The 19,677-nt window shown below is 64.7% G+C and carries 20 protein-coding genes and 1 tRNA gene; 6 read left to right on the forward strand and 15 right to left on the reverse strand.

The window, feature by feature from the left end; genetic code table 11:
• Window positions 1–4: 4 nt before the first annotated feature.
• The 14 genes from rpoB to ACED67_RS11995 all read right to left on the reverse strand — a co-directional run bounded on the left by rpoB (window position 5) and on the right by ACED67_RS11995 (window position 12,451).
• Window positions 5–4,141 (reverse strand): DNA-directed RNA polymerase subunit beta, encoded by a 4,137-nt coding sequence (gene rpoB / locus ACED67_RS11930; RefSeq protein ID WP_395541841.1) that lies wholly within the window; start codon window positions 4,139–4,141, stop codon window positions 5–7.
• A gap of 245 nt (window positions 4,142–4,386) precedes the next feature.
• On the reverse strand, window positions 4,387–4,764 hold the full coding sequence (gene rplL / locus ACED67_RS11935) for a 50S ribosomal protein L7/L12 (protein WP_395541842.1): 378 nt from the start codon (window positions 4,762–4,764) through the stop codon (window positions 4,387–4,389).
• Between the two features lie 64 nt (window positions 4,765–4,828).
• Entirely contained in the window at window positions 4,829–5,344 is a 516-nt protein-coding gene (gene rplJ / locus ACED67_RS11940; protein WP_395541843.1) for a 50S ribosomal protein L10, read from the reverse strand.
• A 235-nt stretch (window positions 5,345–5,579) separates the two neighbouring features.
• Complete coding sequence (rplA, locus tag ACED67_RS11945) at window positions 5,580–6,278, reverse strand: 50S ribosomal protein L1 (RefSeq protein ID WP_395541844.1); 699 nt, start codon at window positions 6,276–6,278, stop codon at window positions 5,580–5,582.
• Window positions 6,279–6,283: 5 nt separating this feature from the next.
• Entirely contained in the window at window positions 6,284–6,736 is a 453-nt protein-coding gene (gene rplK / locus ACED67_RS11950; protein WP_395541845.1) for a 50S ribosomal protein L11, read from the reverse strand.
• A 99-nt stretch (window positions 6,737–6,835) separates the two neighbouring features.
• Entirely contained in the window at window positions 6,836–7,369 is a 534-nt protein-coding gene (gene nusG / locus ACED67_RS11955; protein ID WP_395541846.1) for a transcription termination/antitermination protein NusG, read from the reverse strand.
• Window positions 7,370–7,551: 182 nt separating this feature from the next.
• Entirely contained in the window at window positions 7,552–7,743 is a 192-nt protein-coding gene (secE, locus tag ACED67_RS11960) for a preprotein translocase subunit SecE (protein ID WP_395541847.1), read from the reverse strand.
• Window positions 7,744–7,954: 211 nt separating this feature from the next.
• Window positions 7,955–8,030: transfer RNA gene (locus ACED67_RS11965), tRNA-Trp, on the reverse strand.
• 105 nt (window positions 8,031–8,135) lie between these two features.
• Entirely contained in the window at window positions 8,136–8,360 is a 225-nt protein-coding gene (locus ACED67_RS11970) for a hypothetical protein (RefSeq protein ID WP_395541848.1), read from the reverse strand.
• A 118-nt stretch (window positions 8,361–8,478) separates the two neighbouring features.
• Window positions 8,479–8,709, reverse strand: coding sequence for a hypothetical protein (locus tag ACED67_RS11975; RefSeq protein ID WP_395541849.1), 231 nt, complete (start codon window positions 8,707–8,709; stop codon window positions 8,479–8,481).
• Window positions 8,710–9,100: 391 nt separating this feature from the next.
• Window positions 9,101–9,766 (reverse strand): CatB-related O-acetyltransferase, encoded by a 666-nt coding sequence (locus tag ACED67_RS11980; protein WP_395541850.1) that lies wholly within the window; start codon window positions 9,764–9,766, stop codon window positions 9,101–9,103.
• A gap of 159 nt (window positions 9,767–9,925) precedes the next feature.
• Window positions 9,926–10,237, reverse strand: coding sequence for a DUF2834 domain-containing protein (locus ACED67_RS11985; RefSeq protein WP_395541851.1), 312 nt, complete (start codon window positions 10,235–10,237; stop codon window positions 9,926–9,928).
• A 238-nt stretch (window positions 10,238–10,475) separates the two neighbouring features.
• Window positions 10,476–11,651 (reverse strand): elongation factor Tu, encoded by a 1,176-nt coding sequence (gene tuf / locus ACED67_RS11990; protein WP_395541829.1) that lies wholly within the window; start codon window positions 11,649–11,651, stop codon window positions 10,476–10,478.
• Between the two features lie 134 nt (window positions 11,652–11,785).
• Window positions 11,786–12,451, reverse strand: coding sequence for a hypothetical protein (locus ACED67_RS11995; RefSeq protein ID WP_395541852.1), 666 nt, complete (start codon window positions 12,449–12,451; stop codon window positions 11,786–11,788).
• A gap of 147 nt (window positions 12,452–12,598) precedes the next feature.
• Here ACED67_RS11995 and ACED67_RS12000 point away from each other — a divergent pair, with 147 nt between their 5' ends.
• Entirely contained in the window at window positions 12,599–13,963 is a 1,365-nt protein-coding gene (locus ACED67_RS12000; protein WP_395541853.1) for a cytochrome P450, read from the forward strand.
• 75 nt (window positions 13,964–14,038) lie between these two features.
• On the opposite strand, the gene ACED67_RS12005 is transcribed toward ACED67_RS12000, so the two are convergent.
• Window positions 14,039–16,342, reverse strand: a complete 2,304-nt coding sequence (locus tag ACED67_RS12005; protein ID WP_395541854.1) for a DNA topoisomerase IV subunit A — start codon at window positions 16,340–16,342, stop codon at window positions 14,039–14,041.
• 183 nt (window positions 16,343–16,525) lie between these two features.
• On the opposite strand from ACED67_RS12005, the gene ACED67_RS12010 reads away from it, so the two are divergent.
• The 5 genes from ACED67_RS12010 to ACED67_RS12030 form a co-directional block, all read left to right on the forward strand.
• Window positions 16,526–17,158: an SH3 domain-containing protein gene (locus ACED67_RS12010; RefSeq protein WP_395541855.1), complete on the forward strand. Its 633-nt coding sequence runs from the start codon at window positions 16,526–16,528 to the stop codon at window positions 17,156–17,158.
• A gap of 112 nt (window positions 17,159–17,270) precedes the next feature.
• Window positions 17,271–18,113 (forward strand): SDR family NAD(P)-dependent oxidoreductase, encoded by an 843-nt coding sequence (locus tag ACED67_RS12015; protein ID WP_395541856.1) that lies wholly within the window; start codon window positions 17,271–17,273, stop codon window positions 18,111–18,113.
• Window positions 18,114–18,221: 108 nt separating this feature from the next.
• Window positions 18,222–18,428 (forward strand): twin transmembrane helix small protein, encoded by a 207-nt coding sequence (locus ACED67_RS12020; RefSeq protein ID WP_395541858.1) that lies wholly within the window; start codon window positions 18,222–18,224, stop codon window positions 18,426–18,428.
• A 2-nt stretch (window positions 18,429–18,430) separates the two neighbouring features.
• Window positions 18,431–19,012, forward strand: coding sequence for a cob(I)yrinic acid a,c-diamide adenosyltransferase (locus ACED67_RS12025; RefSeq protein ID WP_395541860.1), 582 nt, complete (start codon window positions 18,431–18,433; stop codon window positions 19,010–19,012).
• 134 nt (window positions 19,013–19,146) lie between these two features.
• On the forward strand, window positions 19,147–19,677 hold a 531-nt coding region (locus ACED67_RS12030; RefSeq protein ID WP_395541861.1), incomplete at its 3' end, for an electron transfer flavoprotein subunit beta/FixA family protein.

Raw genomic sequence — 19,677 nt, forward strand, 5'->3', positions numbered from 1 at the left:
CCCCTCACTCCTCCTCCGCATCCAGGAGTTCCATGTTCAGGCCGAGGCCGCGGACTTCCTTGACGAGCACGTTGAAGCTCTCAGGCACGCCCGCCTCGAAATTGTCCTCGCCCTTGACGATCGACTCGTAGACCTTGGTCCGGCCGGCCACGTCGTCCGACTTCACGGTCAGCATCTCTTGCAGGGTATAGGCGGCACCATAGGCTTCCAGAGCCCAGACCTCCATTTCCCCCAGACGCTGGCCACCGAACTGCGCCTTGCCGCCCAGCGGTTGCTGGGTGACGAGCGAGTACGGGCCCGTCGAACGGGCGTGCAGCTTGTCGTCGACCAGGTGGTGCAGTTTGAGCATGTATTTCACGCCCACTGTCACCTTGCGCTGGAACTTCTCGCCCGAGCGGCCGTCGAACACTTCGGACTGGCCCGAAGTATCGAAACCGGCGCGCTTGAGCGCGTCGTTCACGTCCTGCTCCTTGGCGCCGTCGAAGACCGGGGTCGCGATCGGCACGCCCTTGGTCACCAGGCTGGCCTTTTCGACCAGATCCTCGGGGCCCATCTCGCCGAAGGCTTCCTCATAGGTCTCGTCGCCATAGGCAAAGCGCATGGCTTCCTTGACCGGGGTCAGGTCGCCGTTGCGGCGGAAGTCCTGCAGGGCGTCGTCGATCTTGATCCCAAGGCCGCGCGCGGCCCAGCCCATATGGGTTTCCAGAATCTGACCGACGTTCATCCGCGACGGCACGCCGAGCGGATTGAGCACCAGATCGACGGGCGTGCCATCGGCAAGGAAGGGCATGTCCTCGACCGGCACCACCTTGGAGATGACGCCCTTGTTGCCGTGACGGCCGGCCATCTTGTCGCCCGGCTGCAGCTTGCGCTTCACCGCGACGAAGACCTTGACCATCTTCATCACGCCCGGAGGCAGGTCGTCGCCGCGACGGACCTTTTCGACCTTGTCGTCGAAACGGTGATCCAGCGCGCGCTTCTGCGCCTCATACTGCTCGTGGAGCGACTCGATCTCCTTGGCCTGATCTTCCTCGGCCACGGCAAGCTGCCACCACTGGCCGCGCGACAGCGTGCCCAGCAGGTCGTCGTCGATCTTCGAGCCGGACTTGATGCCCTTCGGACCCTTGACCGCCTCGCGCCCCATCAGCAGCGCCTTGAGACGCGCATAGATGTTGCGTTCCAGGATCGCCAGCTCGTCGTCGCGGTCGCGCGCCAGGCGTTCGACTTCCTCGCGCTCGATCTGCAGCGCACGTTCGTCCTTGTCGACGCCGTGACGGTTGAAGACCCGCACTTCCACGATCGTTCCGAAGGCGCCCGGGGGCAGCCGCAGCGAGGTGTCGCGGACGTCCGAAGCCTTTTCGCCGAAGATGGCGCGGAGGAGCTTTTCTTCCGGCGTCATCGGGCTTTCGCCCTTGGGGGTGATCTTGCCGACCAGGATGTCGCCCGGATTCACCTCGGCGCCGATATAGACGATGCCAGCCTCGTCGAGGTTGCGCAGCGCTTCTTCACCGACGTTCGGGATGTCGCGGGTGATTTCCTCCGGGCCAAGCTTGGTGTCACGGGCGGCGACTTCATATTCCTCGATATGGATCGAGGTGAAGACGTCATCCTTGAGGATGCGCTCGGAGATCAGGATCGAGTCTTCGTAGTTGTAGCCGTTCCAGGGCATGAAGGCGACGACCACGTTGCGGCCAAGCGCCAGTTCGCCCTGATCGGTGCAGGGGCCGTCGGCCACAACCTCGCCGCGCGCGACGCGGTCGCCCACCTTCACCAGCGGACGCTGGTTGATGCAGGACGACTGGTTCGAGCGCTTGAACTTGCGCAGACGGTAGATGTCGACGCCCGGCTCGCCCGGCTCCAGAAGCTCGGTCGCGCGCACGACGATACGGGTCGCGTCGACCTGGTCGATGACGCCCGAGCGGCGGGCCATGATCGCAGCGCCCGAGTCGCGGGCCACGACGGCCTCGATCCCGGTGCCGACGAAGGGCGCGTCGGATTGCAACAGAGGCACGGCCTGACGCTGCATGTTCGAACCCATGAGGGCGCGGTTGGCGTCGTCATTTTCCAGGAAGGGGATGAGCGAGGCCGCGACCGAGACAAGCTGCTTGGGCGAGACGTCGATCAGGTCGATCGCATCCGGCGGGTTCAGCATGAATTCCCCGGCCTTGCGGCTGGAGATCAGGTCGTCGGTGAACTTGCCCGCCGCATCCTGCGCCGCGTTGGCCTGGGCCACGGTGTGACGCATTTCCTCGGTGGCCGACATGTAGACGACCTCGTCGGTCACCTTGTTGTCGACGACCTTGCGATACGGGGTCTCGATGAAGCCATACTTGTTCACGCGGGCAAAGGTCGCCAGCGAGTTGATCAGGCCGATGTTCTGGCCTTCCGGCGTTTCAATCGGGCACATCCGGCCATAATGCGTCGGGTGGACGTCGCGCACTTCGAAGCCCGCGCGTTCCCGGGTCAGACCGCCCGGCCCAAGGGCCGAGAGACGGCGCTTGTGGGTGACTTCCGACAGCGGGTTGGTCTGGTCCATGAATTGCGAAAGCTGCGAGGAGCCGAAGAATTCACGCACCGCAGCCGCGGCCGGTTTGGCGTTGATCAGGTCTTGCGGCATGATCGTGTCGATTTCGACCGAGGACATGCGTTCCTTGATCGCGCGTTCCATGCGCAGCAGGCCGACGCGATACTGGTTCTCCATCAGCTCGCCGACCGAACGCACCCGGCGGTTGCCGAGGTGGTCGATATCGTCGATCTCGCCCTTGCCGTCGCGCAGTTCGACCAGCGCCTTGATGCAGGAGACGATGTCGTCACGATCCAACGTGCGCTGGGTGTCGGGCTTGTCGAGGTCGAGACGCATGTTCATCTTGACGCGACCCACGGCCGAGAGGTCGTAGCGGTCACGATCGAAGAACAGGGTGTCGAACAGGGTCGAGGCGGCTTCGACGGTCGGCGGTTCGCCGGGACGCATCACGCGATAGATGTCCATCAGCGCCGTGTCGCGGTTCCAGTTCTTGTCCACCGCCATGGTGTTGCGCATGTAGGGGCCGACATTGACATTGTCGATGTCGAGAACCGGGATCTCGGTGATGCCCTGATCGAGCAGGACCTTGAGCGAGCCACCCTTGACGTCGCCGTCGCGGTCCAGTTCCCAGGTCAGTTCTTCGCCGGCTTCGGCCCAGATCTCGCCATTCTCTTCGTTCACCAGGTCGCGGGCGACATAGCGGCCGAGGATGTGGTCGAAGGGAACCAGAAGCTCGGTGACCGAGCCTTCGTCCATCCACTTCTTGACCATGCGGGGCGTGGCCTTCTCGCCCGCCTTGAGGATGACTTCGCCGGTGGCGGCATCGACAAGGTCATAAGTCGGGCGGGTGCCGCGAACGCGGTCGGGGAAGAAGCGGGTGATCCAGCCCTTGTTCTTCACATGCTTGAAGGTGACGGTGTCGTAATAGGCCGCCATGATGGCGTCCTGGTCCATGCCCAGGGCATAGAGCAGCGTCGTCACCGGCAACTTGCGGCGACGGTCGATGCGGGCGAAGACCACGTCCTTGGCGTCAAATTCAAAGTCCAGCCACGAGCCGCGATACGGGATGATGCGGCAGGCGAACAGGAGTTTGCCCGAGGAATGGGTCTTGCCCTTGTCGTGGTCGAAGAACACGCCCGGCGAGCGGTGCATCTGGGACACGATCACCCGTTCGGTGCCGTTCACGATGAACGTGCCGTTCGGCGTCATCAGGGGCATGTCGCCCATGTAGACGTCCTGTTCCTTGATGTCCTTGACGCTGCGGGCGCCGGTGGTTTCATCGACATCGAACACGATCAGACGCAGCGTCACCTTCAGCGGTGCCGCATAGGTCAGATCGCGCTGCATGCATTCGTCGACGTCGTATTTGGGCTTTTCCAGCTCGTACCGGACGAATTCCAGCACGCTGGTTTCATTGAAATCCTTGATCGGGAAGACCGATTGGAACGTGCCCTGGATGCCTTCGCCATCCAGCGGCTTGTCGCTGTCGCCCGAGCGCAGGAAGAGGTCATAGGACGACTTCTGAACCTCGATGAGGTTCGGCATCTCGAGAACTTCGCGGATTTTGCCGTAATAGCGGCGGATACGTTTCTGGCCAACGTAGGTTTGCTGCGCCATGCTCGTCATCACCTTTCATTTTCGCCGGCTCCAGGGTCCTGTCGGGGCACAGGGCCTTGCGCCGATTGCGATTGGGGGCTTTCCGGTCCCATACCTGCCGCCTGTCCCGTCAGACGGCTCCCGAACCGGTCATCGCACCCGGAAAGACGCTTTCGCCAAAGCCCCTTTCAAGACGCGATGAACTGGAGGCAGATCGCTCTGCCCCCAGCCCTTAATCAAAGCTGCGGAATGCTCCGCACCCGCGATTACTTCAGCTCGACCTTGGCGCCAGCCTCTTCGAGCTTCTTCTTCATCGCCTCGGCATCTGCCTTGCCAACGGCTTCCTTCACCTTGCCGCCAGCTTCGACGAGGTTCTTCGCCTCGACGAGGCCCAGGCCGGTGATGGCGCGGACTTCCTTGATGACGTTGATCTTGTTCGGGCCGGCTTCGGTCAGCACGACGTCGAACTCGGTCTTTTCTTCCTCGGCAGCGGCAGCAGCGCCAGCAGCCGGACCAGCAACCATCACAGCGCCGCCGGCGGCGGGCTCGATGCCATACTTGTCCTTGAGGATGGTCTTCAGTTCCTGGGCCTGGAGAAGGGTCAGACCGACGATCTCTTCGGCGAGTTTGTTCAGATCAGCCATTTTGCTCATTCCGTTTGTTCAGATGGGGTTCCAACGACGCGGGATCAACCCGCGAAGGACAGGATCAGGCGGCTGCCTTTTCCTCGATGGTCTTCAGAATGCCCGCGATGTTTGCAGCAGGCGCGCCAATCGCACCGGCGATGTTCGAGGCCGGAGCACCCAGGCACGACACGATCTGAGCGATGAGCTCTTCGCGCGACGGCATGGAGGCCACGGCTTTGACACCAGCCTGGTCCAGAACGGTCTCGCCCATGGCGCCGCCCAGGATCACGAACTTGTCGTTCCCCTTGGCATAGGCCTCGGTGACCTTGGCCGCAGCCACGGGGTCTTCCGAGAAGGCAAAAACCGTCATGCCCGTGAGGAGGTTACCCATCTTTGCAGCGGGTTTCCCTTCAAGGGCGATCTTGGCGAGCTTGTTCTTGGCAACGCGGACGGACCCGCCAACTTCGCGCATTTTCGCGCGCAGGTCCTGCATCTGAGAAACCGTCATGCCTTCGTAATGGGCAACCACTACGACGCCAGAGCTTTCGAAGATCTGGCCGAGTTCCTCGACCACTTTCTCTTTCTGGGCTCTATCCACAGTTTCACTCCAAGGTTGGGGGTTTCCCCCCGGCTCATGTCAGCGCCCCCTTGCGCGGGCGCGTTCGGGTCCGAAGGTTCCCGAGGCCAAGATCACCCGAGGGTGAATTCGTCTCGATCCCCATCTCAGGCAGGAGATTAAGGCGCTCGCGCGCCACCCGCCGTCTCGGACAGGACGGGGCCGATGGTCTGGCCCCGCCATCCCTTCCCCGAAGGGTCGGGAATTCTAGTACGGCTTACGCCGTCGCCGTGGTCGCGAGGTCCAGCGACACGCCCGGACCCATGGTCGAGGAGAGCGAGACCTTCTTGACATAGGTGCCCTTGGCCCCGGCCGGCTTGGCGCGGGTCACGGCCTCGACAAAGGCGCGGACGTTCTGGGCCAGCGCTTCCTGCGAGAACGACACCTTGCCGATGCCGCCATGGATGACGCCGGCCTTCTCGACCTTGAACTGGACTTCGCCGCCCTTGGCCGCCTTGACGGCATTGCCGACATCCATCGTCACCGTGCCGACCTTGGGGTTCGGCATCAGGTTGCGCGGACCCAGGATCTTGCCCAGACGGCCGACCAGCGGCATCATGTCCGGGGTGGCGATGCAGCGATCGAAATCGATCTTGCCGCCCTGGATGGCTTCCATCAGGTCTTCGGCGCCCACGATATCGGCACCCGCCGCCTTGGCCTCATCAGCCTTGGGGCCACGGGCGAACACCGCCACGCGGACGGTCTTGCCGGTGCCGTTCGGCAGCTGGACCACGCCGCGGACCATCTGGTCGGCATGGCGGGGATCGACGCCGAGGTTCATGGCGATTTCCAGCGTCTCGTCGAACTTGGCCGAGGCCGCGTCCTTGATCAGCTTCACGGCATCCTCGACCGAGAGGTTCGACTTGCCTTCGAAGGCGGCCTGCGCCTTCTTCACGCGCTTTGCAATCTTGGCCATCTGGATCAGCCCTTCACATCGATGCCGCAGGACTTGGCCGAGCCAAGGATGATGTTCATCGCCGATTCGATCGAATTGGCGTTGAGATCCTTCATCTTCGTCTCTGCGATCTTGCGGACCTGGGCCGCGGTGATCGTGCCGGCGACTTCGCGGCCGGGCTTGGTCGAGCCCTTGGCGCGGTTGCGCTTGCCCACGGGCGGCAGGCCAGCGGCCTGCTTGACCAGATAGGAGGCCGGCGGGGTCTTCAGCTCAAGGCTGAACGACTTGTCCTGGTAATAGGTGATGATCACCGGGGTCGGCGTGCCGGGCGGCAGGTCGGCGGACTTCGCGTTGAATTCCTTCACGAAGGCCATGATGTTCAGGCCGCGCTGACCCAGCGCCGGACCGACCGGCGGCGAGGGGTTCGCCTGACCCGCCTTCACTTGCAGCTTGAGGCTGCCCATAATCTTCTTGGCCATCTGGCCCACTCCTCATGTCACAGTGCCAAAAGGCACGGTTTAGCGGTGCGGTCCGTCACGCCCCCTGTCGGGAAACGCGCTCGCCTTCCGCGCTTCGCCTCAGATGCCTTTCGACACCTGGGTGAATTCCAGTTCGACGGGCGTCGCGCGCCCGAAGATCGAGACCGAGACCTTCAGGCGGCTGGCGCCCTCGTCCACTTCCTCGACCATGCCGTCGAAGCCCTCGAAGGGTCCGTCGGTGACCTTGACCTTCTCGCCGATGTCGAAGCGGATCAGGTTGCGCGGCTGGGCCTCGCCCTCTTCCACGCGATTGAGGATCGCGTTCACTTCGGCATCGCGCATCGGCATCGGCTTGCCCTGGGGGCCAAGGAAGCCGGTGACGCGGTTGATCGACGAGATCAGGTGATAGCCGCGGTTCGTCATCTCCATGTTGACCAGCACATAGCCGGGCATGAAGCGGCGCTCCGAGGTCACCTTCTTGCCGCGCCGCACCTCGATCACTTCCTCGGTGGGCACCAGCACTTCGCCGATCTCTTCCTGAAGGCCCGCGTCTTCCACGGCCTGCTTGATCTGTTCGGCGATCTTCTTCTCGAAATTCGAGAGAACGCTCACCGAATACCAGCGCTTTGCCATTTTGCGTGCCTTACCTTCTTCTTCACCGGGCCTTGCTGGCCCGCTTACGTCGCCCCGGGAACAAAAAACAGCGCGCACCCCGAATCGATGCGCGCCGGTTTCCCATTGGTTCGGAGCGCGGATTACCCGCTTGCCCTGCCGCGATCAAGAGGAAACCCGCCGCGAGAGGGGTTTTGCGCGTCTCAGGCGCCGATCACGGCGGCAAGGCCGGTGCGGATGGCCAGATCGACAAGCGAGAAGAAGGTCGCGGTCAGCGCGGCCAGGATGAAGACCATGATGGTGGTCAGCACGACCTCGCGGCGCGTGGGCCAGTGGATCTTGGCCACTTCGGCGCGGACCTGCTGAAGGAACTGGAGCGGATTGGTGCGGGCCATCGGGTCGGTCTTTCCGGGCAATAGGGTCGGGGCCGAGATACGGCGGAACGGCGCGGAATTCAAGCGGCTGGGGAACAGGCGCCCGCCCCGGGGCCGGACAGTGCATGTCCGCGAGGGATTACAAGATGTTAGGGCGAGCATGTGCCATTTGGCAAGGATTGCGGGAGCGGGAAGGTCCCGCCCTTTGGCCCGATTGTTCGCGGAGGGACCATGGCAGGGGCAGCAGGGCTCGAACCCGCGACCTACGGTTTTGGAGACCGTCGCTCTACCAGCTGAGCTATACCCCTGTGGTCGGGCGTGGGGTAAGGCAGGCGCGCGGGAAGGTCAAGGGATTCTCGCGCGTTTGATGCGGGCCTTTTTCCCTGCCGGCGGGGCCGCCCGCGCGATCCGGTTCAGCGCGGCAGCAGGATGGCAGTGATGTCGCGGCCGATCGACAGGCCGTCACCGTCATGCAGGGCCGCGGAGAGGGCCTGGACCTGGGCCGGGGTCAGGTTGTCGAGATCGGCATTCGGCACATAGCGCTGCACATCGGCGCGGTCGGCGGGCGACAGGCCCGGCGCGGGTGCGACGCAGGCGGCAAGCAGAAGCGGGATGGCGAGCGCGAGGATCCGGGTCATGATGTCATTCTGCGGCGGGCGCGGCAGGGGCGCAAGCGGGCGGTCCGGAAATGTTTTGCGCCCGCCCTCCGGGAGCGGATAGGGCGGGCGCGGGAAAAGCCTGGTCAAGACGACGGGCTTACTGGGCGTTCAGGGTCGAATAGATTGCGGCGCCCTTGCCCGAGTCATCGCTCGACAGGATCGCGGCGATCTGAAGCGCTTGCTTGGCCGAGAGGTTCGACAGGTCGGCATTCGGCACATATTGCTTGGCTTCGAAGAGCTGCGCCGGGGACAGTTCATTCGGCGCATAGGCGAAAGCGGCGGGGGCCACAGCGGTCAGCGCGGCGGCGAGGAGAGCGATCTTTTTCATGGTCTTGGTCCTTTTGATCTTGGCCGTATCGGCCGTCTGGCGGAGCGTTTCTGCGTCCGGTGAAGCCAAGATGGGGCGGCGGCAGAGCCATGTGAAATCACGGGTTTCTCGCGCAAGATCACGCGGAGTTGTCGGGGTCGTGATCGGATGTACCCCCCCGGCGGGTAAGTTTTGGCGGGTTTCGGGGGATTGCGCGGGGGCGATTGTCACAGGCTTGTGACAATTGGCGATCAGGGCGCAGAAATCGGCGCGCGCCCAGCATATGTGCATTTATGCACCTTGACGAATTTCAACGCGAAAAGAGCGGTTTGCGACAGGTCTGGCCTGAAATCGACAGGCCGCGGCGCCGGTTCGGGGCGCCGCGGCCGGGCTTCTGTGCGACGGCTTGACGTCAGCGGGCGGCCATCGCCTCGAGCGCGGCCAAGTCGGCACCGCAGATTTCGGCCTCGGCCTGGCGGATCAGGTCAATGGGCCAGTCCCACCAGCGGATTCTGAGAAGCTCTGCGATGACCGCGTCCGGGAAGCGGCGGCGCAGGAGGCGGCCGGGATTGCCCACGGCGATGGAATAGGGCGGCAGCGCGCCGCCGATCACCGCGCCCGCGCCGATGATGCAGCCATCGCCGATCCGCGCGCCGGGCAGGACGCGCACCCCCTGCCCCAGCCAGACATCATTGCCGATCACCGTGTCGGGTCCCGGCGGAGGCAGGGAGGGCGCCGTCGCCGGATCGCCGCCGAAGGCGAGGAATGGGAAGGTGGAAAAGCCGTCATGGCGATGATTGGCCGAGGCGGTGATGAACTGCACCCCGTCGGCGATCTGGCAGAAACGACCGATCACCAGACGTTCGGGCGAGAAGTCGTAGAGATAGGGGGCCAGATGCGCGGCCCAGTCGGCGGGCGGGCGATGGGCGCTGGCATAGGTATAGTCGCCGACCTCGATCCGAGGGTGGGACAGAGCGGGCTTAAGGAAGACCGTGCCGAGATGCGGCTGGCCGTCGCGGGTGAGGATCGGGTTCAGCGTGTCGGGGCCAGGGAAGGCCGGAGATTGGTATTCGGACATGGGATGACCTTTGCGAAGGGTTTCGGGACGTCACTTCGCGGTCTGATCCATGTCACCCTCCTCTGGCTGCCGGGGCAGGATAGGGTAAATGGCCGAAAAGAAAAGGCCATGTCGCAAAGCCATGTTCCACCGGCTGAAGCCGATGGCGGAAGGTCGCCCTCATCCCTCCTGCTCTCTCAAATACAGGTAGAGCGGAAGCGCCAGCGACAGGCCCACGAAGAAACTCGCGGGAAGGACCAGCCACCACCGCTCAACGTTCTGTCGCTCCGCGTCGCGCCAGGACCATAGCCAGAATATCGGGATGGAAATAAGCACATCTGCCGAGAAGCCGGCGGCAGGTCCATTTGCGAACAGCGACTGAAGAAAGAGCGGAAGAGCGAAGCCGTGCTGCGCGAAAAACGATCCGAAGAACAGCCAGGGGACCACTGTTCCGACAGCCGCCATAAGGAGATAGAAGTTCCTGATTGTCATGTGCTTCTCCCTTTTCCGCGAAGCCTCTGGCACCATGGACGATACCGTGAGTGGCATTAGCGAAGCTTGGCGCCGGGCGCTACAGGGCTGAACCTGTTTGACCGGGCTTAAAGATACGCGCCTGACGCGGTTGTCCGCACCGCGGGCCAGCACCGCTCCGCGGCAGGCCAAAGAAAAAGACCGCCCCTTGCGGGACGGCCTTGCGATGCGCTGGGTCGGGGAATGCCCGACCCGTCAATCAGGCGATGATTTTGGAGACGACGCCTGCGCCGACGGTGCGGCCGCCTTCACGGATGGCGAAGCGCAGCTTCTCTTCCATCGCGATCGGGGCGATCAGCTCGACCTCGAACTTCAGGTTGTCGCCCGGCATCACCATCTCGGTGCCTTCCGGCAGCTTCACGGTGCCGGTCACGTCGGTGGTGCGGAAGTAGAATTGCGGGCGGTAGTTCGCGAAGAACGGCGTGTGACGGCCGCCTTCTTCCTTGGTCAGGATATAGGCCTCGGCTTCGAACTTGGTGTGCGGGTTCACCGATTTCGGCTTGCACAGAACCTGGCCGCGCTCGACGCCGTCGCGGTCGATGCCGCGCAGCAGCACGCCCACGTTGTCGCCGGCCTCACCGCGATCCAGGAGCTTGCGGAACATCTCGACGCCGGTGCAGGTCGACTTCTTGGTGTCGCGGATGCCCACGATCTCCACTTCGTCGCCGACATTGATCACGCCGCGCTCGATACGACCCGTGACCACGGTGCCGCGGCCCGAGATCGAGAACACGTCTTCGATCGGCATCAGGAAGGGCTGGTCGACGGCGCGGGCCGGGGTCGGGATATATTCGTCCACGGCCTTCAAGAGCGCGCGGATCGAATCCTCGCCGATGTCCTTGCGCTCGCCGATCATCGCCTGATGCGCCGAACCCTTGATGATCGGGATATCGTCGCCAGGATAGTCGTAGGACGACAGCAGCTCGCGGATTTCCATCTCGACCAGCTCGAGCAGTTCCGCGTCATCCACCAGGTCGACCTTGTTCATGTAGACGACCATATAGGGGATGCCGACCTGACGGCCGAGCAGGATATGCTCGCGGGTCTGCGGCATCGGGCCGTCCGACGAGGCCACGACCAGGATCGCGCCGTCCATCTGCGCCGCACCCGTGATCATGTTCTTCACATAGTCCGCGTGGCCGGGGCAGTCGACATGGGCGTAGTGGCGGGCTTCGGTCTCGTATTCGACATGGGCCGTCGAGATGGTGATGCCGCGCGCACGCTCTTCCGGCGCACCGTCAATCTGGTCATAGGCGCGGAATTCGCCGAAATACTTCGTGATCGCCGCGGTCAGCGTGGTCTTGCCGTGGTCGACGTGACCGATCGTGCCGATGTTCACATGCGGCTTGGTGCGTTCAAACTTGGCCTTGGCCATGGGGCAGCCCTTCCTTGCGCGGGGCCCGGAATGGAGACCCCTTCCTTCACTCGCGCGGCGAGATAAAGCCCCGGAGCCGGAAAATCAAGCGGGAACGGGCCCGGGGGGGTGCAGGGGCCCGGGCCCCGGACAGGTCAGTTGGTCGCGGGGGGCGTGGCCGGTGCCGCCGGGGCCACGGGGCCGGCAGGCGGGGCCGCCCTGGTCTTCTTGGCCGCCGCCACCTTCGCGGCCCGCGCCTCGAGCGCGGCCTTGAGCTGTTCGGGCGTCATGCCGAACCATTCGGGATGCTCCAGAAGCCAGTCCTCGACCCGCTTGACCGCGTTGAAGGCCAGCGTGTCCATCTGCTGCTGCTTGGACTTGGTCAGGCCCGAACCGACCAGCGTGTCGCCCGACAGTCCCTCGAAGACGGTGAATTGCTTGCCTTCCTCGTTCAGCTTCTTCCGCGCCGCGTCATCCCAGATGTTGGCGGTGATGACGACGACCGATTTGGGCGAGGCCACCAGCGGGATGCCGGGCGGCGCGAGGGCATAGGCGTCGATATTGATGCCGATATTATAGAGCTTCGATCCCTGATAGCGCGTGGCACCGAAACGGTCGTCCACGGCCTTCTTGATCGCGGCTTCCCAATCCTTCGGCTCGGCCGGGCGCGAGATCGGCACCATCTGGATATTGTCAGCGACCGCGATGTTCAGGCCCAGGGCGAAATCGCCAAGCGGGGCGGGCGGTTCGGCCAGATCATTGGTGGCACAGGCCGCCAGCGACAGAAGGCCAAGGCAGAGGGCGAAGGAACGAAGGAACATCGGCGGCTCCGGCTTGGGCGCTTTTGGCGCGGATCAGGCATTCAGGGATAGCCGGTCAGGCGGCAAGCCGCAACGCCACCCGCTCGGGCTGTCGCGCAAGGCGCAGGACGCGTAGCATGACGGCAGCAGCCCGGTCGGAGATGCGCCATGTCCGTTCTGAAACCGCTTGCCCTTGGCCCCCTGCCCGTCCGCGTTCCGCTGGCGACCGAACCTCTGGGCATCAGGGGGTCGCTTGCGGCCGGGCGGCGCAATGTGCTGGAGCTGATTCCCGAGATCGCCACCCATGCGCCGATCCTGTCGGGCCGCACCGGCAAGCGCTGGCATATGGTGATGGAGCCCGACGCGCTGAAGCGGGTCTTGCGCGACAATCTGGCGAATTACCCGAAATCGCTGGTGACCAAGCTGATCCTTGGCCCGGCCATCGGCGACAGCCTGTTCGTGGCCGAGGGCGCCGAGTGGCACTGGCAGCGGCGGACGGCGGCGCCGGTCTTTTCGCATCGCAATGTGGCGGCGCTGGGTCCGGTGATGACGGCGGCGGCAGAACGGGCCTGCGCCCGGCTGGTGACGGGGCGGGCGGCGAACCTGTTCGACGAGATGGTGACGGCGACCTTCGAGGTCATCGCCGATGTGACATTCACCAGCGGCGAGGGCTTTGACCGCGCGGCGGTGCATCGGGCGATCGAGCAGTATATCGGGCAAACGGCGAAGGTCTCGGTTCTGGACATTCTGGGCGCGCCGGGCTGGGTGCCGCGGCCGCATCGGATGGTGACGGGCGCGGCGATGCGGCAGACCAAGCGCCTGGCGGATCAAGCGATCGAGGCCCGGCGGGCCGCTGGCGCGCGCCTGCCGCCGGACCTGCTGGACCTTCTGATGGCGGGGGCAGACCCCGACAGCGGGCGGAAGATGTCGACGGACGAGCTGCGCGACAACCTGTTGACCTTCATCGTGGCCGGGCATGAGACGACGGCGCTGACCCTGTCCTGGGCGTTGTATCTTTGCGCCTTTGACCCAGGCGTGCAGGCGGCGGCGCGGGCCGAAGCCCAGGCGGTGCTGGGCGAAAGGGCGGCAACCGTGACGGATCTGCCCGCCCTGCCCCTGACCCGCTGCATCGTGGACGAGGCGCTGCGGCTCTATCCGCCCGCGGCCTTCCTGTCGCGCACGGCGCAGGCGCCAGATGAGCTGTGCGGGCGCGAGGTGCGGCGCCGCGACACGGTGATCCTGCCGATCTATGCGCTGCACCGCCATCACCGGCTGTGGGACAGGCCCGACGCCTTTGACCCGTCGCGTTTCGCCGATCCGCGCGCGGTGCCGCGCTTTCATTACCTGCCCTTTGGCGATGGCCCGCGCATCTGCATCGGGGCGAGCTTTGCCTTGCAGGAGGCGGTGATCATCCTCGCCACCCTTCTGGCACGGTTTCGGTTCACGCCGGTGCCGGGGCGCGATCCAAAGCCGGCGATGATCCTGACGCTGCGGCCCGAAGGCGGGGTCTGGCTGGGGGTGGAGCAGACCTGATCAGCGTCGCGTCCCTGCGTCAGACCCCGGGAAATTTGGCGACAGAGGATGCCGCGCGTGAGGCGCCGCGTCGGTTCAGGTGAAGCGATTGTCGCGGGGAAAACCACGGGGGGCCATCTTGCCGGCGCCGGCGCGCGGACCCAGCCATTCGGTCAGAAGCGTCTCGGTGCGGGTGCGGCCAGCCGGGTCTTTCCATGACAGGCCATCGGCCAGAGTGAAGGTGATCGCGTCCGAGAGGCCGCCATCCTTGTATTTTTGCAGCCGCACACCCTTGCCCTTGGCCATTTCCGGCAATTCGGCCAGCGGGAAGACCAGAAGCTTGCGGTTGTCGCCCACCACGGCGACGTGATCGCCCGAAACGGGGCGGCAGACCGCGGATTTCACGCCCTCGCGCGTGGTCAGAACCTGCTTGCCGGCCTTGGTCTGGGCCAGCAATTCGTCGGCAGGGACGATGAAACCGTCGCCCGCAGTCGAGGCGACAAGGTATTTCGCGCCGGGGCGGTGCAGAAGGATCTCGGTGATGCCCGTGTCGTTCGGCAGATCGACCATCAGGCGGACGGGTTCGCCCATGCCGCGCCCGCCGGGCAGGTTCGCGCCCAGAAGGGTGAAGAAGCGGCCGTTTTCGGCCACGAGCAGGATGCGGTCGGTCGTCTCAGCATGGAAGGCGAAGCGCGCGCCGTCGCCATCCTTGTATTTCTGCTCGGCCGCCAGGTCGACATGGCCCTTCATCGCGCGGATCCAGCCCATGCGGGAACAGATCACCGTGATCGGCTCGCGCTCGATCATCGCCTCATAGGGCACATCCTCGACCACGCCCGCCTCGGCGAACTGGGTGCGGCGGTCGCCGCCCTTGGTGCCCTTGCCGAATTTCTGGCGGATCTCTTCCAGCTCTTCGCCGATCTTCTTCCACTGGCGACGGTCGCTTTCCAGAAGATCGGCCAGATCGGCGCGTTCCTTTTGCAGCGCGTCGCGTTCGGCGATCAGCTCCATCTCCTCGAGCCGCCGCAAGCTGCGCAGGCGCATGTTGAGGATGGCTTCGGCCTGGATCTCGGTCAGTTCGCCCTCGCCCGGCGGGGGGGTGACGTAATCCTTTTCCGACGCCGCGCGCTTGTGCGGCTTGCCCCAATGTTCGCGCATCAAGGCGGCTTTGGGATCATCGTCATAGCGGATGATGTCGATGACGCGATCGAGATTCAGGAAGGTGATGATGAAGCCTTCAAGAATTTCCAACCGATGGTCGATCTTCTCGATCCGGTGTTCCGAGCGGCGGCGCAGCACGTCGCGCCGATGGTCGAGGAAGGCGCGCAGCACTTCCTTGAGGCCGCAGACCCGGGGGACGCGGCCGTCGATCAGCACGTTCATGTTCAGCGAAAAGCGGGTCTCTAGGTCACTGTTCCTGAACAGCGTGCCCATCAGCACCTCGGGATCGACGGTGCGGGCGCGGGGTTCGAGGACGATGCGGATGTCCTCGGCCGATTCGTCGCGGACATCCGCCAGAAGCGGCACCTTCTTGATCTGGATAAGCTCGGCCAGCTTCTCGATCAGCTTGGACTTGGCGACCTGATAGGGGATCTCGGTGACAACGATCTGCCAGGTGCCGCGGCCCAGATCCTCGACATGCCATTTCGCACGGGTGCGGAAGGAGCCGCGACCGGTTTCATAAGCGTCAAGGATGGTCTCGCGCGGTTCGACCATGATCCCACCGGTCGGGAAATCGGGGCCGGGAATCAGGGCGACAAGATCGGCGGTGGTGGCCTCGGGTTGCTTCAGCAGCAAGTGGCAGCCCTGAATCAGCTCATCGAGATTATGGGGCGGAATATTGGTGGCCATGCCGACGGCAATGCCGGAGGAGCCATTGGCCAGCAGGTTGGGGAAGGCGGCGGGCATCACCACCGGCTCTTCCAGCGTACCGTCGTAATTCGGGCGGAAGTCGACGGCGTTCTCGGCCAGACCTTCCATCAGCGTCTCGGCGATGGCGGTCAGCCGTGCCTCGGTGTAGCGGCTGGCGGCCGGATTGTCGCCGTCGATATTGCCGAAATTGCCCTGCCCGTCGACCAGCGGGTAGCGGACGTTGAAATCCTGCGCCAGACGCGCCATGGCGTCATAGATCGCGGCATCGCCGTGGGGGTGGTAATTCCCCATCACATCGCCCGAGATCTTGGCCGATTTGCGGAAGCCCCCGGTCGCCGACAGGCGCAATTCACGCATCGCGTAAAGGATGCGGCGATGGACCGGCTTCAGCCCGTCGCGCGCATCGGGCAGCGCGCGATGCATGATCGTCGACAGCGCATAGGTCAGGTAGCGCTCGCCGATGGCACGGGAAAGCGGCTCGGCCATGGTCTGACCGTAGGTCTTGGGGTCTTCTTCGTCCTGCGACATGGATGTCGTGTAATTCCGCAAGCGCGAAGGGTCCAGACGTTTCCTGCCACTGTCCGGGAACCCGGGGAAGCTTCGGACGTTTTTCCCTCACGGAAGGCAAGGGAATCGTGATATGTCCAGTTTCTCTGCTGACTGTTTCGGCACCGGGGGGTGCCGTATTACCGACTGCCATTGGTGAATTTGATGCTGCGACTGACCGTCCTGCTTTGCGCTTCGATCTATGTGACTTTGCTGATTGCCGGACAGGATCGGGGCCAGATGCGCCCGGGTCTGGCGCTTGCCGCAGCGGAAGGTCGCGACGTGGTGGTGCTGAAACGCGCCTATTCCCCGATCGAGACGGCATCGCTTGCGCCCGCGTCCGAGACGGAAATCGTCTCGCCCGGCGCGGTCGCCGCCGCGGCGACGGCTCCCTTCACGCCCGAGCCGCCCGCGCAGGTGATGACCGCGGCCTATACGCCGACCGCACCCGCCCCGGCCGCACCGGAGACCCGCAAGATGGCGCCGCAGCCGGTCTTCACCCTCTCCGCGCTGCCCGGCATGTCCGGCGATGTGGCCGATCCCTCGCCCGAGATGGCCGCCGATGAGGGCCCGGCCCCGGCGGCGAGCGCGGACGAGCGGCAGGTCTGGTATGTTGCCGCGCGCTCGGTCAACGTGCGGCAGGGTCCGTCGACCGACAGTTCGGTGGTGGGGCGGCTGGACAATGGCGAGGCGGTGACCGTCGTCGCCATGGAAGGCGCCGACTGGGCCCATGTGCTGATCGAGGGCGACGGGATCGACGGCTATGTCGCCGCCCGCTTCCTGACCGCGACGCCCTGATCCGCTGTAGCCGGGGCCTTGCCTCGCGTTAGCGACAAGAACTTCATTTGACGGCCCAGCCCCTTTGCCCCAGCTTGCGCCGCAAAAAGCGCGCAGACGAAGGGGCAGAGACGTGGCGAGCAGCGACTTGGACCGATCCATCCTGATCACCGGCTGCTCTTCGGGCATCGGGCTTGATGCAGCGCGGGGCCTGAAGGCACGGGGTTGGCGGGTCTTTGCCACCTGCCGCCAGGAAGCGGATTGCCTGCGTCTGCGTGACGAGGGGCTGGAAAGCTTTCGGCTGGATTACAGCGACGAGGACAGCATCGCCGCGGCCGTCGCCCATGTGGCCGAAGTGAATGACGGCAGGCTGGGCGCGCTGTTCAACAATGGCGCCTTCGCTTGCCCCGGCGCGGTCGAAGACCTGCCGCGCGGCGCGCTGCGGGCGATCTTCGAGGTCAATCTTTTCGGCTATCACGACCTATCGCGCCGGGTGATTCCAATGATGCGCGCAGCGGGCGCCGGGCGAATCATCAATTGTTCTTCGGTGCTTGGCCTGGTCGGGGTGAAATGGCGCGGCGCCTATGTGGCGACGAAATTCGCCATGGAGGGGCTGACGGATGTGCTGCGGATCGAGATGAAGGGCACCGGGATCGAGGTGGTGCTGATTGAGCCGGGGCCGATCACCAGCCGCATCCGCGAAAATGCCGTGCCGCATTTCGAGAAATGGATCGATTGGGAAAACTCGGCACGGTCGGCGGAATACAAGACTCTGCTGCACCGGCTGTATGAAGCGAAGAACGCGCCCGACCGGTTCGAGCTGCCCGCCTCGGCGGTGACGGCCAAGCTGATCCATGCGGTCGAGGCGGCACGCCCGAAACCGCGCTATTACGTCACCACGCCGACCTGGATTTCCGGCATCGCGCGGCGGGTGCTGCCGACCCGGGCGCTGGATTGGCTGATGGCCAAGGGCTGACGCGGAAAGTTTACCGGCAGCCCCGGCGATTTTTCGACGCAGCACCGGCTCGGCTCTTCGCTTCGCCGCGGCTTTGGCTTACACCCGACACAGACGGAGGAGAGGCCCATGCTCTTGCAAGACCCGCTGTTTCTGGTTGCGACCGCCCTGGTGCTGGTGGTGGCCGGCATCCTGATCTTTGGCATCGGCACCTTCGCCAAGGGCGGCGAGTTCAACCGCCGCAACGCCAACCGCATCATGCGCTGGCGGCTTTACGCACAATTTGTGGCGGTGGTGGTGATCGTCCTCTTCGCCTGGCTGAAGACGAAGGGCTGAATATGGTTGTCCTGTCGAAAATCTATACGAAAACCGGCGACAAGGGCGAAACAGCGCTGGGCAACGGCGCGCGGGTCCCCAAGCAATCGCTGCGGGTCTCGGCCTATGGCACGGTCGACGAGGCCAATGCCACGGTCGGCCTTGCCCGGCTTCACGCGGCGGACGAGATGGATGCGGCGCTGGCGCGCGTCTCGAATGACCTGTTCGATCTGGGGGCCGATCTCTGCACCCCCGACCGCCATCTTGATTCGACGCTGTCCTACACGCCCCTGCGGATGATTGCGGCGCAGGTGGAGCGGCTGGAGCGCGAGATTGACGTGCTGAACGCCCGGCTGACGCCGCTGCGCAGCTTCATCCTGCCGGGCGGATCGGCGCTGGCGGCGCAACTGCACCTGTGCCGCACCGTCTGCCGCCGCGCCGAGCGGCTGGTGGTGGAGCTGGCGGCGCAGGAAGACGTGAACCCCGAGGCAGTGCGCTACCTGAACCGCCTCTCCGACTGGTTCTTCGTGGCAGGCCGGATCGCCAATGACGATGGCGCGAAAGATGTGCTCTGGGTGCCGGGACTGACCCGCCCCCAGGCCTGACCAGCGGTGAAAACGCGACGTCCGGGCGCAGGTTTCTGTCGCATTTCCTCTGTCACTGCGCTTCCCGACGCGGTAACACCCCGGGCGAGAGCTTGGCCGGGGCCCTTGGCCCCCTACCGTGGAGAGACGCACTGATGAAGGTCCTTGTGCCGGTCAAACGTGTGATTGACTACAACGTGAAGGTTCGCGTTAGGGCGGACGGGAGCGGGGTCGATCTTGCGAATGTGAAGATGTCGATGAACCCGTTTGACGAGATTGCGGTGGAAGAGGCGATCCGTCTGAAGGAGAAGGGTGTCGCGACCGAGGTTGTGGTGGTGTCGATCGGCGTCAAGCAGGCGCAGGAGACGCTGCGCAATGCGCTGGCCATGGGCGCCGACCGGGCGATCCTGATCGAGGCCACGGCGGATGTGCACACCGATATCGAGCCTCTGGCGGTGGCAAAGCTGCTGGCGGGCGTGGTCAAGGACGAGGCGCCGGGCCTGGTGCTCTGCGGCAAGCAGGCGATCGACAATGACATGAACGCCACCGGCCAGATGCTGGCCGCCCTTCTGGGCTGGAGCCAGGCGACCTTCGCCAGCGAGCTGGCCGTCGAGGGCGACAGCGCCACCGTGACGCGCGAGGTCGATGGCGGGCTGCAGAGGATCAAGGTGAAGATGCCGGCCATC

This window comes from Neotabrizicola paludis (genome assembly GCF_044142105.1).
Lineage (GTDB): Bacteria > Pseudomonadota > Alphaproteobacteria > Rhodobacterales > Rhodobacteraceae > Pseudogemmobacter.

Bases quoted from the DNA above. Each gene is read 5' to 3' on its own strand.
- rpoB (WP_395541841.1), bottom strand. From the start codon at position 4,141: ATGGCGCAGCAAACCTACGTTGGCCAGAAACGTATCCGCCGCTATTAC.
- rplL (WP_395541842.1), bottom strand. From the start codon at position 4,764: ATGGCTGATCTGAACAAACTCGCCGAAGAGATCGTCGGTCTGACCCTT.
- rplA (WP_395541844.1), bottom strand. From the start codon at position 6,278: ATGGCCAAGATTGCAAAGCGCGTGAAGAAGGCGCAGGCCGCCTTCGAA.
- rplK (WP_395541845.1), bottom strand. From the start codon at position 6,736: ATGGCCAAGAAGATTATGGGCAGCCTCAAGCTGCAAGTGAAGGCGGGT.
- nusG (WP_395541846.1), bottom strand. From the start codon at position 7,369: ATGGCAAAGCGCTGGTATTCGGTGAGCGTTCTCTCGAATTTCGAGAAG.
- secE (WP_395541847.1), bottom strand. From the start codon at position 7,743: ATGGCCCGCACCAATCCGCTCCAGTTCCTTCAGCAGGTCCGCGCCGAA.
- ACED67_RS11970 (WP_395541848.1), bottom strand. From the start codon at position 8,360: ATGACCCGGATCCTCGCGCTCGCCATCCCGCTTCTGCTTGCCGCCTGC.
- ACED67_RS11975 (WP_395541849.1), bottom strand. From the start codon at position 8,709: ATGAAAAAGATCGCTCTCCTCGCCGCCGCGCTGACCGCTGTGGCCCCC.
- ACED67_RS11980 (WP_395541850.1), bottom strand. From the start codon at position 9,766: ATGTCCGAATACCAATCTCCGGCCTTCCCTGGCCCCGACACGCTGAAC.
- ACED67_RS11985 (WP_395541851.1), bottom strand. From the start codon at position 10,237: ATGACAATCAGGAACTTCTATCTCCTTATGGCGGCTGTCGGAACAGTG.
- tuf (WP_395541829.1), bottom strand. From the start codon at position 11,651: ATGGCCAAGGCCAAGTTTGAACGCACCAAGCCGCATGTGAACATCGGC.
- ACED67_RS11995 (WP_395541852.1), bottom strand. From the start codon at position 12,451: ATGTTCCTTCGTTCCTTCGCCCTCTGCCTTGGCCTTCTGTCGCTGGCG.
- ACED67_RS12000 (WP_395541853.1), top strand. From the start codon at position 12,599: ATGTCCGTTCTGAAACCGCTTGCCCTTGGCCCCCTGCCCGTCCGCGTT.
- ACED67_RS12005 (WP_395541854.1), bottom strand. From the start codon at position 16,342: ATGTCGCAGGACGAAGAAGACCCCAAGACCTACGGTCAGACCATGGCC.
- ACED67_RS12010 (WP_395541855.1), top strand. From the start codon at position 16,526: ATGCTGCGACTGACCGTCCTGCTTTGCGCTTCGATCTATGTGACTTTG.
- ACED67_RS12020 (WP_395541858.1), top strand. From the start codon at position 18,222: ATGCTCTTGCAAGACCCGCTGTTTCTGGTTGCGACCGCCCTGGTGCTG.
- ACED67_RS12025 (WP_395541860.1), top strand. From the start codon at position 18,431: ATGGTTGTCCTGTCGAAAATCTATACGAAAACCGGCGACAAGGGCGAA.